This window comes from Archangium primigenium (assembly GCF_016904885.1).
Lineage (GTDB): Bacteria > Myxococcota > Myxococcia > Myxococcales > Myxococcaceae > Cystobacter > Cystobacter primigenius.
This window is the reverse complement of sequence record NZ_JADWYI010000001.1, coordinates 5,697,322-5,711,405: the sequence shown is the minus strand read 5'-3', so window position 1 is coordinate 5,711,405 and position 14,084 is coordinate 5,697,322. Positions and strand designations below refer to the sequence as shown.

At 71.9% G+C, this 14,084-nt stretch carries 12 protein-coding genes and 3 tRNA genes; 10 read left to right on the top strand and 5 right to left on the bottom strand.

The genetic code is table 11. The features are described from left to right. Positions 1 to 52: 52 nt before the first annotated feature. On the bottom strand, positions 53 to 1,969 hold the full coding sequence (locus I3V78_RS23380; RefSeq protein ID WP_204490661.1) for a RecQ family ATP-dependent DNA helicase: 1,917 nt from the start codon (positions 1,967 to 1,969) through the stop codon (positions 53 to 55). 122 nt (positions 1,970 to 2,091) lie between these two features. On the opposite strand from I3V78_RS23380, the gene I3V78_RS23375 reads away from it, so the two are divergent. Genes I3V78_RS23375 through miaA form a run of 4 tightly spaced genes read left to right on the top strand, consistent with a single transcriptional unit; the run spans position 2,092 to position 5,821 of the window. Continuing rightward, on the top strand, positions 2,092 to 2,760 hold the full coding sequence (locus I3V78_RS23375; RefSeq protein ID WP_338023724.1) for a hypothetical protein: 669 nt from the start codon (positions 2,092 to 2,094) through the stop codon (positions 2,758 to 2,760). Positions 2,761 to 2,799: 39 nt separating this feature from the next. Beyond that, positions 2,800 to 3,642, top strand: coding sequence for an archaetidylserine decarboxylase (gene asd / locus I3V78_RS23370; protein WP_204490659.1), 843 nt, complete (start codon positions 2,800 to 2,802; stop codon positions 3,640 to 3,642). A gap of 26 nt (positions 3,643 to 3,668) precedes the next feature. Further along, on the top strand, positions 3,669 to 4,916 hold the full coding sequence (gene hisS / locus I3V78_RS23365; RefSeq protein ID WP_239578267.1) for a histidine--tRNA ligase: 1,248 nt from the start codon (positions 3,669 to 3,671) through the stop codon (positions 4,914 to 4,916). Positions 4,917 to 4,927: 11 nt separating this feature from the next. After that, positions 4,928 to 5,821 carry a tRNA (adenosine(37)-N6)-dimethylallyltransferase MiaA gene (miaA, locus tag I3V78_RS23360; RefSeq protein WP_338023723.1) on the top strand — a complete coding sequence of 298 codons (894 nt, stop codon included), beginning with the start codon at positions 4,928 to 4,930 and terminating at the stop codon, positions 5,819 to 5,821. Here the strand turns inward: miaA and I3V78_RS23355 are convergent. The 3 genes from I3V78_RS23355 to I3V78_RS23345 all read right to left on the bottom strand — a co-directional run bounded on the left by I3V78_RS23355 (position 5,809) and on the right by I3V78_RS23345 (position 9,636). Then, positions 5,809 to 7,524: a response regulator gene (locus I3V78_RS23355; RefSeq protein WP_204490657.1), complete on the bottom strand. Its 1,716-nt coding sequence runs from the start codon at positions 7,522 to 7,524 to the stop codon at positions 5,809 to 5,811. The genes miaA and I3V78_RS23355 overlap by 13 nt on opposite strands. Before the next feature lie 61 nt (positions 7,525 to 7,585). After that, complete coding sequence (locus I3V78_RS23350) at positions 7,586 to 8,548, bottom strand: GGDEF domain-containing response regulator (RefSeq protein ID WP_204496770.1); 963 nt, start codon at positions 8,546 to 8,548, stop codon at positions 7,586 to 7,588. A gap of 341 nt (positions 8,549 to 8,889) precedes the next feature. Continuing rightward, positions 8,890 to 9,636, bottom strand: coding sequence for a tetratricopeptide repeat protein (locus I3V78_RS23345; protein WP_204490656.1), 747 nt, complete (start codon positions 9,634 to 9,636; stop codon positions 8,890 to 8,892). A 93-nt stretch (positions 9,637 to 9,729) separates the two neighbouring features. Between I3V78_RS23345 and I3V78_RS23340 the strand changes: the two genes are divergently transcribed. The 6 genes from I3V78_RS23340 to I3V78_RS23315 all read left to right on the top strand — a co-directional run bounded on the left by I3V78_RS23340 (position 9,730) and on the right by I3V78_RS23315 (position 12,702). Next, a tRNA-Leu gene (locus tag I3V78_RS23340) sits at positions 9,730 to 9,815 on the top strand. Between the two features lie 63 nt (positions 9,816 to 9,878). After that, positions 9,879 to 10,556, top strand: a complete 678-nt coding sequence (locus I3V78_RS23335) for a response regulator (protein ID WP_239576548.1) — start codon at positions 9,879 to 9,881, stop codon at positions 10,554 to 10,556. A 30-nt stretch (positions 10,557 to 10,586) separates the two neighbouring features. Then, positions 10,587 to 11,966 carry an RsmB/NOP family class I SAM-dependent RNA methyltransferase gene (locus tag I3V78_RS23330; RefSeq protein ID WP_420840458.1) on the top strand — a complete coding sequence of 460 codons (1,380 nt, stop codon included), beginning with the start codon at positions 10,587 to 10,589 and terminating at the stop codon, positions 11,964 to 11,966. Positions 11,967 to 12,026: 60 nt separating this feature from the next. Then, positions 12,027 to 12,425 (top strand): hypothetical protein, encoded by a 399-nt coding sequence (locus tag I3V78_RS23325; RefSeq protein WP_204490655.1) that lies wholly within the window; start codon positions 12,027 to 12,029, stop codon positions 12,423 to 12,425. A gap of 55 nt (positions 12,426 to 12,480) precedes the next feature. Beyond that, positions 12,481 to 12,553: transfer RNA gene (locus I3V78_RS23320), tRNA-Ala, on the top strand. A 76-nt stretch (positions 12,554 to 12,629) separates the two neighbouring features. Beyond that, positions 12,630 to 12,702, top strand: a tRNA-Ala gene (locus tag I3V78_RS23315). A gap of 178 nt (positions 12,703 to 12,880) precedes the next feature. On the opposite strand, the gene I3V78_RS23310 is transcribed toward I3V78_RS23315, so the two are convergent. After that, a complete protein-coding gene (locus tag I3V78_RS23310) occupies positions 12,881 to 13,981 on the bottom strand; it encodes a polyprenyl synthetase family protein (RefSeq protein ID WP_239576547.1) in 1,101 nt (366 codons plus the stop codon). Positions 13,982 to 14,084: the final 103 nt, after the last annotated feature.

The following is a 14,084-nucleotide window of genomic DNA, read 5'->3' as shown; positions in this document are numbered from 1 at the left end:
GCCGCGCGCCCAGTTGAGCACTGGACGTGGCGTGGGGAGAAGGGGGGAGACCTCACGGCCTCGCGAGGTCGAGCACCTGCTGGAAGGGGACGTCCGAGAGTGCGCCAAAGCGCGGGTGGCGCGTGAGCTTCGCGCGCGTGGCGCTCGGCGAGGTGATGCCGCACAGGAAGCGCGCGAGCTGGCGCGGGGAGGCGAGGGCGTCCTGGCGCTCGGCGCGCATGCGGGCCACCTCCGCGCGCACCTGGGCCTCGCGCGCCTCGGCGTCCGGGGCCGGGGGCAGCACGCCGGGGTGCTCGCCCGCGCACACGTCGCAGTGGCCACAGTCCTTTCCCAGCTCCTCGCCGAAGTACGCGAGCAGGAAGCGGGTGCGGCACCCCGCGTGGTCCACGAAGGCCAGCACTTGGCCCAGCCGCCGCGCGTCCCGCGCCTCGCGCTCGAGGAAGCGCTCCTGCATCGTGCGGGTGAGCGCCTCGGCACCGACGCTCCGGGCCTTCTTCCGGTAGCCCTGGCGCACCCCCGTCACCTGGAGCTTGAGCACCTCCTGCTCCTCCAGATAGTTGAGGGCCGCGACGATGCGCGCGCGCGGCTCGCCCGTCTCGCGCATCACCGTGGCCAGGTCCAGCACGCTCCAGGTGCGCTTGCGCTCGGCGTGGGCGAACACGCCCCGCAGGAAGGCCGCGCGCGCGGCGTCGAAGCCGGCGATGGCCTCGTCCAGGGGCTTGAGTTCCTGGAACTTGTACGCGTTGTAGAAGGGGCCGGTGGACTCGATGAGCCCGTCCAGCTCCAGGTAGGTGAGCAGCGTCTCGATGACCAGCGGGCGCACGTCGTGGGTGCCGGACAGCTCGTGGACGGACAGGTCGAACGTCTCGCCCTGGCCGAGCACGTGCTCGAGCACACCCGCCACGGCCTCGGGGGTGGGGGTGTCGCCGAAGGTGAAGTTCTCCAGCACCGTCACGTCCTCGCGGGCCGCGAGCAGCTCGCAGTCCGAGGGCTGGCCATCGCGTCCCGCGCGGCCGATCTCCTGCGCGTGGTTCTCCAGGCTCTTGGGCAGGTTGTAGTGGTAGACGGCGCGGATGTCGCTCTTGTCGATGCCCATGCCGAAGGCGATCGTCGCGACCACCACCGCGTCCGGGGAGGCCATGAACCGGTCCTGCACCGCGTGGCGCGCCTCGGGCTCCATGCCGGCGTGGTAGGCGAGCGCGTCGTGGCCGTGGCCGCGCAGGAACGTGGCCAGCTCCTCGGCGGTGCGCTGGAGCGTGACGTAGATGATCGTCGCGCCGCGCGCCCGGGCGCCGAGCCGCTGCAAGAGCAGCTCGCGCCGCGCGTCGCCGCCCCCGGTGGGCGTCACGCGCAGGGTGAGGTTGGGGCGGTGGAAGCCCGTCTGCACGACGTCCCCCGCGGCGATGCCGAACGCGGCGGCGATGTCGCGCGCCACCGAGGGCGTGGCCGTGGCGGTGAGCGCCAGCACGCGCTCCACGCCCAGGGTGCGCGCGAGCGGGGCGAGCTTCATGTACTCGGGCCGGAAGTTGTGGCCCCACTCGCTGATGCAGTGGGCCTCGTCCACCGCGAGCATGGACAGGCGGAGGCCCTTGAGCGTCTGGAGGAAGCGCTCGTTGGCCAGGCGCTCGGGGGCGACGTAGAGCAATTGGAGCGTGCCCGCGCGCAGGTCCGCGTACACCTGGCGCAGCTCGTCCGGCCCGAGCGTCGAGTCGATCCGCGCGGCGCGCACGCCCTGGCGCGTGAGGAAGTCGAGCTGATCCTTCATCAGCGCGATGAGGGGCGAGACGACCAGGGTGAGCCCCTCGAGCATCAGCGCGGGCAGCTGGTAGCACAGGCTCTTGCCCGCGCCGGTGGGGAAGATGGCCAGCACCGAGCGGCCCTCCAGGAGGCGCGAGACGACGGGCTCCTGGCCGCCGCGAAAGCCTGGAAAGCCGAACACGGAGCGCAGCACTTCGGTGGGGGAGGGCATGGGGGGCGCGAGCCTAGGCCAACGCCGGAGCGAAAAAGGGGTGCGCGGGCCGGGAAATGGCGTAGAAAACCGGCCCTGTGCGCCCCTACCGCCCCCGAGTTGGCCGGAAGCTCGCCGGCCTCGTGACCGTCGTCCTGTTGGCCACCCCCCTGGCCTGCCGCAAACCCGCCCAGCCCTCCGAGGCCTACGTGGAGGCGCAGACCCGCTTCGGCAAGCTCTACGCCGCCCAGGGGGACCAGGCCTTCGTGGACCCCGAGCTGGAGGCCATCGAGGGCCTGCTCGCCCAGGTGCCCACGGACAGCCTGGACGCCGCGTCGGCCCGGGAGCTGCGCCAGCGCATCGACGAGGGCAAGCAGCGCGTGAGCGGAGAGCTGCGCGAGCAGGAAGCCGCCCGGGAGAGCGCCCGGACGCCCGGCGCCATGCCTCCCGGTGGCACGGGCGGCTACGTGCCGAGCGCGCCTCCGCCCGAGCCCCCCGAGCAGGCGGCCGACGCCGGGACGGACGCGGGCACGGGCGGCGCGCCGGGCATTGGCACCGCGGTGGCGGCGTTGTCCAGCGGCTTCTCGGGCTGCTTCCAGCGGGGCGAGTCGCTCCAGGTGCAGGGTCGGGGCATCCGCGAGAGCTGGGAATTGGCGGCGCGCCCGGCGTGTCGCCAGCAGTACGCCTCGCTCCAGGACCAGTTGATGATCATCGAAAACGGCAAGGTTCTCGGTCTGGCGCCCAAGAGCGCGCTCCAGGCCCTCTCCCCGGACGGCGGCATGGGTCCGCCGGCGCGCGACGCGGGCCGTTAACCCTTCTTCCTTCCTCTTCCCCCCGAGGCCTTCTTCCTCATGGACGAACAGAACTTCATGAAGCTCATGCAGATCCTCCCCAAGTCCGCCCTGTCCACGGCGGTGGGGATGGCCACGCGTCTGCCCGTGCCCGCGCCGCTGCACCGCGCGGCCATCAAGACGTTCGCGAAGATGTACAAGGTGGACATGGCCGAGGCCGAGCACGCGCTCGAGCACTACCCCACGTTCGCCGAGTTCTTCACCCGCGGGCTCAAGGTGGGGGCGCGCACCATCGATCCGGGCGAGAAGGTCGTGGTGTCCCCGGTGGACGGCGCCGTGTCCCAGGTGGGCTACTCCGAGCACGGCCGGGTGCTGCAGGCCAAGGACATCCACTACTCGGTGGGCGAGCTGCTCGGGGACGAGGCGGCGGCGAAGCCCTTCCACGGCGGCGCCTGGACGACCATCTACCTGTCGCCGCGGGACTACCACCGCATCCACGCGCCGCTGGGCGGCACCATCACCGGCTACGCGTACATCCCGGGCGAGTTCTGGCCGGTGAATCCCGCGTCGGTGAAGAACAAGCAGTCGCTGTTCTGCGTGAACGAGCGGCTCATCACGTACCTGGACACCGTGGCGGGCAAGTGCGCCGTGGTGAAGGTGGGCGCGACCTGCGTGTCGCGCATCAAGGCCGCCTACGAGGACGTCATCACCCACCAGGGCAAGCCGGGCAAGGTGCACCGCTACGACACGGCCATCGCCGTGGAGAAGGGCGGGGAATTGGGCCGCTTCGAGATGGGCTCCACCGTCATCCTGCTGTTCGAGCCGGGCCGGGTGAAGTGGGCCGAGAGCCTGGTGCCCGAGGCCGTGGTGCGCCTGGGCAGTCGCATCGGGGAGATTCCGTGAGCCAGAAGATCGCCGGCCCCAAGGGGATGAACGACATCCTCCCGGGTGAGGTGGAGGTGTGGCAGCACGTGGAGCGCACGGCGCGCGAGCTCTTCGCGCGCTTTGGCTACGGCGAGGCCCGCACGCCCACCGTGGAGGACACCGCGCTCTTCGTGCGCAGCGTGGGCGAGGAGACGGACATCGTCGGCAAGGAGATGTACACCTTCGAGGACAAGGGCGGCCGCAGCCTGTCCCTGCGCCCCGAGGGCACCGCGCCCGCCGCGCGCGCCTACATCGAGCACTCGGTGCTGAACCAGGAGCCGCTCACGCGCTGGTTCTACATGGGCCCCATGTTCCGCTACGAGCGCATGAAGACGGGCCGCTACCGGCAGTTCCACCAGATCGGCGCCGAGGCGTACGGCTCGAAGGAGCCCGCCCAGGACGTGGAGATGATGGACCTGGTGGTGCAGCTGCTCCAGGCGCTGGGCCTGCGCGACGTGTCGCTCAACATCAACTCGCTCGGGGACGACGCGTGCCGGCCCGCCTACCAGGAGAAGCTGGTGGGGCACCTGCGCGCGCACGTGGACGAGCTGTGCGCGGACTGCAAGGTGCGCCTGGAGCGCAACCCCCTGCGCGTGCTGGACTGCAAGGTGGAGCGCTGCCAGCAGATCGCCCAGGCCGCGCCGAGCATCCTCGAGTCCCTGTGCACGCCGTGCCGCGAGCACTTCGAGAACGTGCAGCGCAAGCTGCGCGCCCTGGGCATCGCCTTCGAGGTCAACCACCGCATCATGCGGGGGCTCGACTACTACACGCGCACCACCTTCGAGTTCATCGCCGCGCACCCGGTCCTGGGCACGGCGAGCACCGTGGGCGGGGGCGGGCGCTACGACAAGCTGGTCAAGGCGCTGGGCGGGCCGGACGTGCCCGCGGTGGGCTTCGGGCTGGGGCTCGACCGGCTCTGCCTGCTCCTGCGCGAGAGCGGCCAGACATTCGGCCTGAAGGCCCAGCTCTTCATCGCCGTGGCGGACGAGGGCTCGGCGGACGAGGCCCTGACGATCGCGAGCCGGCTGCGCCGCGAGGGCCTGCGGGTGGAGCTGGACACGCGCGGCGGCAGCCTCAAGAGCCAGATGAAGCGCGCGGACAAGGTGGGCGCCACGTACACGCTGGTGCTCGGCGAGCTGGAGCGCACGAGTGGCCAGGCGAACCTCAAGCCCATGGCCGGGGGTGAGCCGGTGCCCGTGAAGCTCGCGGAGCTGGCCCAGGCGCTGCACGCCGCGGCCAAGCCCACGGCCTGAGCGTGACGCCCGTGGAGCGGCCGGTCCTCACCGTCATCGCCGGCCCCACCGCCTCGGGCAAGTCCGCGCTCGCCGTGGCGCTGGCCCTGCGCCACGGCGGGGAGATCGTCGGCGCGGACTCGCAGCAGGTGTACCGGCACTTCGACATCGGCACCGCCAAGCCCTCGGAGGCCGAGTGCGCCGCGGTGCCGCACCACCTGCTGTCCGTGGTGGAGCCCCTGGAGCCCTTCTCCGCCGCCGAGTACCAGCGGCGGGCCGACGCGGCCATCGCGGACATCCACGCGCGGGGCCGGCGGGTGTTCGTCGTGGGGGGCACGGGCATGTACCTGCGCATCCTCCTGCACGGGCTGGTGGAGGCGCCGGGGGCGGATCCCGCGCTGCGCGCGCGGCTGGAGGCGCTCGCCGTCGCCGAGGGCCGCGAGGCCGTGCACCGGCGGCTCGCCGAGGTGGATCCGGAGTCGGCCGCGAAGCTGCCCCCGCAGGACCTGTTGCGCGTCATCCGGGCGCTGGAAATCCACGCCCAGACGGGCAAGCCCGCCTCGGTGTTCCGGCGGGAGCACGCCTTTTCCGGGGGCCGCTACCCGTTTCGCATGGTGGTACTGGAGCCGCCGCGCGAGGCGCTCTACCAGGCCATCAACGCGCGCACGGAGACGCTCTACGCGCGGGGACTGGTGGACGAGGTGCGCGCGCTCCTGGCGCGGGGTTATGGCGAGGCCGCGCCCATGCGCAGCGTGGGCTACGTGCAGGCGCGCGCGGTGGTGGAGGGGCGGCTGACGGAGCGCGAGGCCATCGCCCAGACGGCCCAGGAGACGCGCCACTACGCCAAGCGCCAGATGACGTGGTTTCGCAAGGAGCCGGGGGCGCGCTTCGTGCCCCCGCCCTATGCCGGGCTTCAGGACGCGTAGCGCCCCGACTCCTCGGTGAGCGCGCTCGGGGCCGGCACGGCCGGGGCCGCGGGCACCAGACCGAGCAGCTGGCGCAGGAGGCGCTCGGGCTCCACGGGCTTGGGCAGGAAGGCCTCGGCGCCGGCGTCGAGCGCGCGCTGGCGCACGTGGGGCCGGTTGAGGCCGCTCATGACCACCACGCGGGTGTCGCGGGTGAGCGGGTGCTGCTTGAGGCCCTCGCACAGCCGCAGGCCGTCCACCCAGTGCAGCACCACGTCCAGGAGGATGGCGGTGGGCGGCCGGCGGGCCACCGCGCAGAAGAGGGCGAGCTCGTCCGCGAAGGCCACCACCCGCGCGCCCGTGGACTCCAGCAGCTGCGTCATCGCCTCGCGCTGCTCCGGGTCGTCATCCACGATGTAGTAGAGGTCCGGCTCCATGGCGGGGATCGTCGTGGGCAGGGGCTCCAGGGTGGTGTGCACCCAGGAGGCCAGCGTCTCGCGGATGCCGGCCCAGCGCAGGCTGGAGAGCAGGGCGAGGGGCGTGGGCGCGGACAGGCCGAGCACGCCGCCGCCCCCCATGCCCCCGGACGTGCCGCGCAGGCGGGCGGTGAGGAAGGCACGAGGCGCCTGGCGGCCCGCGCGGCGCAGCCAGGGGATGCAGCGGGCCCCGGCCGTCGCGTCCTCGAGCAGCTCGGCGAGGCCGTCGCGCACGTAGCGCCGCTCCAGGGCGGGCTTCTCCAGTCCCGCGTCGAGCAGGGCCACGGCGGCGCGGCTGCACGAGGCGAGCGTCTCGGTGAGGCCGAGTTGCAGCGGGTGGCCGAGCGCCACCGCGCCCACGGCGAGCTGGCCGGGGGCCACGAGGGTGCGGCCCGGCCCGTAGGGCAGGCGCGTGGTCTCCACGGCGGTGAGCTCGAAGCCCTCCTCCACGAGTCCGTCCCGGGCCGCCATCATCAGGGCCTGGCACAGGTCCGCGGGCGTCACCGCGGGGCCGAAGGCGAGCGCGTACACCGACTGGGCCCCGGGCAAGAGCCACAGGCCGTCCACGGTGGGCAGGGGCGAGAGCCACAGCCGGGCGAGCGGGGTAGGGGCCTGGAGCGAGGCGGGCCGCAGCCGCGCCTGCACGGCGGCCACGGTGGGCGCCGGCTGGAAGCCCGGGAAGAAGGCGTCGCCCAGCGAGGGCCCCGCGCCCGTGGCCAGGGCCACCGCGTGGAAGCGCTCGCCACTGCCCTGGGCGCGCACGATGAGCGGGCCACACTTGCGCACCGCCGCGGGCGCGTCCGGCGCGGAGGGCTGGTTCTCCACCCGCTCCACGCGCCGCTGGATGAACTTGGCCCCCTGGGCGGTGGCCGCCCCCGCGAGCATCTCGCGCACGAGCGCCACGCCGCCCTGGCCCTGGGGCCAGCCGTCCACCACCCACAGGCCGCCGGGCGTGCCGGGCACCACCTCGCGCTGGCCGTGGGAGATCACCTCCACGCCGCGCAACTCGTGCGCGCGCCACTCCAGGGGAATCCGGCAGCCGAGCGCCGCCAGGCGCGAGCGGCACTCGGGCGTGAGCACGGCGGGGGGCGCGATGGCGCTCGGGTCGCCGCCGTCATACACGCGCACGTCGACGGTGCATCCGCGGGCCCGGGCATTGAAGAGCAGGGAGGTCGCCATGCCCACCCCGGCGATGCCTCCCCCGATGATGGCCACCCGTGAGCCGCTCGCCAGCCTGCCACCGTTCATCCTCGCCCTCGCTCCGCCGCCGTCCATCGGGACCTCTTGGGGGTGTGTGTCCTGCTTGAAGCTAGTGCCGCTGTGCCGAGCGCGGAGCCGCGAGCTCCGCCGGGTGCTGCACCACCACCCGGTCGCGCCCCTCGCGCTTGGCCTCGTAGAGCGCCGCGTCGGCGGCCCGCAGCAGCTCGTCGGTGCTCTCGCGCGGGTTGCTCAGCGAGTGATCCGCGATGCCCACGCTCACGCTCAGCCCGAAGGGCGCGGGGCGGCCGTCCGCCCGGGTGATCTTCACGCCGCGCAGGCCCGTGCGGATGCGCTCGGCGAGCACGGCGGCCTCGGCGGCGGTCTGGTGGGGCAGCAGGGCGACGAACTCGTCCCCGCCGAAGCGCGCCGCGAAGTCCACCTCGCGCAGGTTGGTGCGCAAGAGGTTGGCGAGCGCCAGGATGGCGCGGTTGCCCACGTCGTGGCCCATGCCGTCGTTGATGGCCTTGAGGTGATCCAGGTCGATGACGACCACGGACAGGGGGTAGTCGTAGCGGTTGGACCGCTTGAACTCCTCCTCCAGGCGCGCGGACAGGGCGCGGAAGTTGGCCAGGCCCGTGAGCGCGTCCGTCTGGGCCATCTGCTGCAGGCGCTGTTGCTGCTCGCTCTGCCGCAGCGCGCGGTCGATGCGCGCCACGAGCTCGCGCGTGCTGGCCGGCTTGTGCACGAAGTCCACCGCGCCCATCTCCAGGCACTTCTCCAGGGTGGCCTCGTCCGAGTCCCCCGTGAGGAAGATGACCGGCACGGCCTCCGTGCTCCGGTCATGCTGCAGGCACTCGAGCACCGTGAGCCCGTCCTCGTTGGACAGGAAGCGGTCGAGCAGCACGAGGTCCGGGTGGCGCTCGCGCGCCAGCTCCACCCCGGAGCGGCCGCTGTCGGCGCCCAGCACGTCGAAGCGGGCCGAGAGCAGCTCCAACAAGCTCTCGCGCGTGCCCGGGTCGTCGTCCACGACCAGGATCAAGGGCTTCTCGCCGTGGCGGTCCTGACGCTGCATCATCCGCTCCGCTCCCTCGTCCGGGCCGCTCGTGGCCACTCGGAGTTCCCGGGTGCCGTCCCGCCGGGAGGTCTCCCCCTCCGGCCCATCCTTCGCCGCCATCGCTGGCGAGCTCCCCATGTCCTCCGCCACCCGAGACCCCCGGCCGCCTCGTCCCTAGGAACACCCTCCCAGGACGACGCCTTGCCCAGTAGCAAGCCACGTGCCCGGGAGACCGTCTCCCGAGAGAGACCTGATTCCAGGGGCTTGCGATCAGCCGGGCGGGAAGCGCGCGCCCGGATAGGCAAGACTTGCAGTATTCTCGGGAATGGAGACCGGTAGGAATTCCCGGAAGGGAGGGGTCAGCGTCGCGGGGTGAACTGAACCCGCCGGCCGCCGCCGCCGATCATCTGCGGGGGCGGGGCCTCCAGACCGAACTGCCACCACAAGGGCTCGTAGGGCTTCATCTTGAGCCGCTTGTCGTTCTGCAGCGCGGACAGGCTGTTCTTGAGCTTGTCATCGCTCGGGTTGGCGTCCACGCCCCGGCCCAGCACCTTGAGCGCTTCGTCCTTCTCCTTGTTCTGCACCAGACACCAGGCGTACACGGCCCAGACAATGGACTCCTTCTTGCCGGCGGCCGCGGCGGCCTCGAAGGCCTTCTTCATGGCGGCGAAGTCCTTCTTCTGGAAGTGCAGGGCGCCCTCCATGGCCTTGGCCATGTAGTTGCGGCTGCTCGCCTGGGCGAAGTGGCGCTGGGCGCCGTCCAGATCCTTGGACATGTACTTCAACATTCCAATCTGGGCGTGCACCTCGGGGCCCACGAGGAACTGGCGCTTCTCGTAGACGAGGCCGCCCTCGAGCATCTTGATGGCGCGCTCGAGCCGGCCCTGGGCGTCCTTCTGGCTGGTGGGCTGGCCCTGGAGCTCCTTCTGCACGGCGAGCATCAACTTCTGCAGTTCCTTGCCCACTCGCTGGGCGAGCAGGAAGTAGGTGGCCAGGAAGGCGATGGTGCCCGGGATGATGCCCGCCCAGAGGGGCCCGAGGTTGGTGAGCTTGACACCGAGGGTAATGGCGAGGCCCACGCCGAGGGCGATGAGGAGGTTGTACATGGCGCCCGTTTAGCGATCAGCACGGGGGACCGCAATCTTCGGATGCGTCCCGCGCGGCATCGATGTATACGGGTGCTCGTTCCGCCCCCAAGGGGCCCTCTGTCGAAATTGGTAGACGAGGCGGACTCAAAATCCGCTGCGGCTGACCCCGCGTCCCGGTTCGAGTCCGGGGAGGGCCAAGAATCCCAGGAGTCGTCCCCGTCCAGGCGGGTGGGCACTCCCGGGCCCGATGAGCCGCCGACATGCCAGGCGCGAGGTCCTCGATGAAGGTGTTGCTGGTGGAGGATGACGCCGGGCTGCGCGAGGGAATGGCCGAACTCATCTCCGAGCTGGTCGAGGTGCGCGAGGCGAGCAGCGTCGCCCAGGCGCAGCGCGCGCTGGGCGAGGAGCTCTTCGCGCTGGTGCTCACGGACCTGCGCATCGGGGACACGGGCAGCGGGGGTCGGGTGATCCTCGAGGCGGCGCGCAAGCGGCTGCTCCCGGTGGCCATCGTCAGCGCGTCGGCCACCGAGGAGGTGCTCAAGATGCTCGCGCCCCACGTGCCGGACGCGGTGCTCACCAAGCCCTTCCAGCTCGAGGACATGCTCGCCCTGGTGGAGCGCTTCGTGGCGCTGCGGCGCGAGGTGGCGCGGCGGGCCGCGGGGCCGGTGCCGGCCGAGTCGGCGTGGACCGAGGCGGCCACGCCGGGCGTGCGGCTGGCCCAGGGGGCGGACGGGGGCGAGTGGCTGCGCCTGGCGCCCGGGGCGGCGCACGCGCCGTGCGCCCGCGATCCGCGCCTGGGAATGATGTTGCTCGAGGGCTCGCTGGAAGTGGAAGGCGAGTCGCGCGGGCGGGAGCAGTACCTCTTTCTGTCGGCCGGACCGCGTGAGGTGCGCACCCAGGAAGGGTGCCTGGCCGTCTCGCTGCCCCTGAGGGCGTAGTCCAGGCCACGCGAGTGCCGTGACGTGAGCGTGAAGACCCTCTGGCCCGAAACCTTCCTGGACGACGAGCGCCTGGGGCGCCCGTCCCGACGCGCCGCCACCGCGGCCCTCGAAGCCCACCTGTCCGTGCTCAAGGGCGAGCCCCTCAAGCTCTCGCTCGCCGAGGCCCTCAAGGACGCCGAGGGCCTGGGCGGTCAGGAGCGGCGCTTCGCCGCGCTGGCGGTGCGGGAGTTGTCGCGCCACCAGCGGCTCCTGGACCTGGCCGCGCGCACGCTGGGCCACGCCCCGAGCAAGATCGGGCTGCTGGAGGATCAGGCGCTCGTGCGCTACGTGCTCTGGCGGCGGCTCTTCTGTGGCGCGCCGTGGTCGCGCATCGGCCCCGAGGTGAAGCTGCCCGGGCCCATCCGGCCGCGCACCATCAAGGACGATCTGCTCGCGCGGGTGGTGGAGACGCCGCTGAGCGAGCCGGCCGTGCCGGAGGCGGGCGCGGAGCGTCTGGCGACGCGCTACTCGTTTCCCAACTGGCTCGTGCAGCGCCTGGCGCAGTTGCATCCGGACACCGTGCTGGAGCCCATCCTGGCGGCGCTGGACGAGGAGCCCTCGCTGCACTTCCGGGTGCGCCCCACGGGCACGCGGGACGCGGTGCTGGCGCGACTGCTGGAGGAGGGCGTGGCCGCGGCCCCGGTGGACGTGGCGCTGGACGCGGTGCGCATCACCGACTCGAGCCACCGGGTCTTCGAGACGAAGGTCATGCGCGAGGGCCGGCTGCAGGTGCAGGACGTGGGCAGCCAGCTCATCGCCGAGGCGTGCCGGCCCCTGACGGGCTCGCTCGCGGGCTGCACGGTGGCGGACGTGTGCGCGGGGGCGGGGGGCAAGACGCTCGCCCTGGCGGACGCGGTGGGGCGCTCGGGTCGGGTGTTGGCGGGAGACCGTTCTCGCCGGCGGCTGGCCCAGGCGCGCGAGCGGGCGCGCGAGCTGTCGCTGCGCCACGTGTCCTTTCCCCATCCGCTGACCCTGGAGAGCGCGGATGTGGTGCTGGTGGACGCGCCGTGCAGCGGCACGGGCTCCCTGGCGCGCGAGCCGGATCAGAAGTGGAAGCTCAGCGCCAAGGCGGTGGAGGAGTTCCACACCACGCAGCTGGAGCTGCTCGTGGAGCTGGCACCCCAGGTGAAGCCCGGCGCGCTCCTGGTGTACGCCACGTGCTCGCTGCTGCCCGAGGAGAACGACGACGTGGTGCGCGACTTCCTCGCGCGCGTGCCCGGCTTCCAGGTGGAGCCGCTCGGGCCCGTCTACGGCGCCGAGCGGGCGGCCATGCTGTGCGACGGCCCCTTCCTCCGGGCGTTGCCGTCGCGGGTGCCCGGCGGGGGCTTCTTCGCCGCCCGTCTGCGCAAGAACCCCCCCGCGGGTTGACAGTCCGGGCGCGTGCACGCTACCCAGCAGGGACGTCCTCTTTCCGCGAGGTTGCGCCCGGTGGCAGCCGACCCCAAGCAGTCCGAGACCCTTCGTCAGATCCAGGCGGCGTTCGAGGCCTCCCAGGCCCAGCTGGCCGAGCTGCGCCAGCAGGTGGAGAAGCACTCCTCGCTCGCCAAGGCCAAGGCGCAGGGTGACCTGCTCCAGCGGGAGAAGGAACGGGTGTTCCGCGAGCTGGGCGAGGCCGTGTTCAAGCTGGCCCAGAAGGGCCGCCTGGAGCTGCCCGCCTCGTTCGCGCCGCTGCTCAAGGCCATCGAGCAGGTGCACCACAAGGCCGAGGCCCAGGCGCGGGAGATCACCGATCTGCTCATGGAGGGGGAGGAGACGGCGCAGCGGATGAAGCAGAAAAACGCAGGCCCCCCGAATTCGGGAGTAGCGCCCCGGGCGAAGAAGTTATAGAAATCGCGCCGCTTTCGACGGACGGCAGCCACTGCCCAGGTGGCCACCGAGTTGTGGGGCTATAGCTCAGCTGGGAGAGCGCTTGAATGGCATTCAAGAGGTCATCGGTTCGATCCCGATTAGCTCCACAGACAGAGAAGACGAGGCCCGCCTGAAACAGGGGGCGGGCCTCGTCCCTCACCTTCGAAAACACCCGTGGTTCAAGGGGCTATAGCTCAGCTGGGAGAGCGCTTGAATGGCATTCAAGAGGTCATCGGTTCGATCCCGATTAGCTCCACAACACATCCGGCCCGTCAGGTTTCTCGCCTGACGGGCCGTTTGTCTTTGCGGGCTTCGCATCGGCTCGGCATCGGCTCCCCCGCAAGGGCGTGAGGGGCGGGGCGCGGACGTGAAAAACCCCGCGTGCTCGGTGAGCGACGCGGGGTGGGGTGCCACGGGCCCGGCGCGCGGGCCGCTCAGGCCTCGCGGATCATCAGCATCTGCAAGAGGTCACGCAGCATCTGCTTGAGACCGCCCGCCTCGGGCAGGGTCTGCAGGATGCGCGCGGCGGCGTTGGTGGAGCGCTCGATGAGGCGCTCGGTGGCGCCGCGGCCCCCGTGCTGCTCCACCAGCTCGCGCGCCCGCTGCAGCATCGTCTCGTCCTTGGGGCCGGGGATGCAGAGCGTCTCCATCTCCTGGCGCGCCTCGGGCGTGGCCCGGAGGTAGGCGGCCAGCAGCGGGAAGGTGCGCTTGCCCTGGGCCAGGTCCGAGTCCGTGGGCTTGCCCACCACCGACGACTGGCCGTAGAGCCCGAGCAGATCGTCGCGCAGCTGGTACGCCGTGCCCACGTAGCGGCCAAAGCGCTCCAGCTTGTTGATGATCTCCGGATCCGAGCCGGCCAGCATCGCCCCGCACACCAGCGGCGCGGTGAAGCCGTAGAGCGCCGTCTTCAGGTAGGCCACCCGCAGCGAGTGGTAGATGGACAGCTCGCTCAGGGGCTGGTGCGGCAGCCGGATGTCCATGTACTGCCCCGCGGCGGTGTAGCGGCACACCTTGAGGAAGTAGCGCGTGGCCACGTCCGCTTCCGGCAGGTTGCAGCCGAGCATCACTTCCAGCGAGCGCCCGTAGAGGTGATCGCCGATCACGATCGCCAGGTTCTCACCCAGCCGCCCCTCGCCGAGCATCTTGTGGAGCGCGGCGCCCCCGCGCCGCGTGTCCGCCTGATCCGCGACGTCGTCGTGGATCAACATGAAGGTGTGCAGCAGTTCCGTCGCCGCGGCGAAGCGCCACAGCCCCGAGGGGGCGCGCGTGTCGCCCCGGCCCAGGGCGTAGCCCACGAGCACCAGCGCCGGACGGATGCGCTTGGAGGGCCGCAGGCTGTAGCTGCGCACCTGCTCGAGCACCTTGTTCCAGGCGGGGTCCAGGTGCCGCTCGTCCTCGAGCTCGAGGATCTGATGCAGCACGACCTGCGTCTGGTATTGCACCGTCTTCGACCAGGACGTGAAGTCCACGGGCGCCGGCGCCTGCTGCTGCTCTGCCGCCGGAAGTCCGGCCTGAGTCGACTTCCGCTCTTTCATGACAGAATAGGGGGTACCCGTGGTTCCGCGCGTCGGCATTGTATCCTGCACTGCGGCGACCAATGTCAGCATGACGAACCTCCGGGGCGGGACAGCTTAAGGG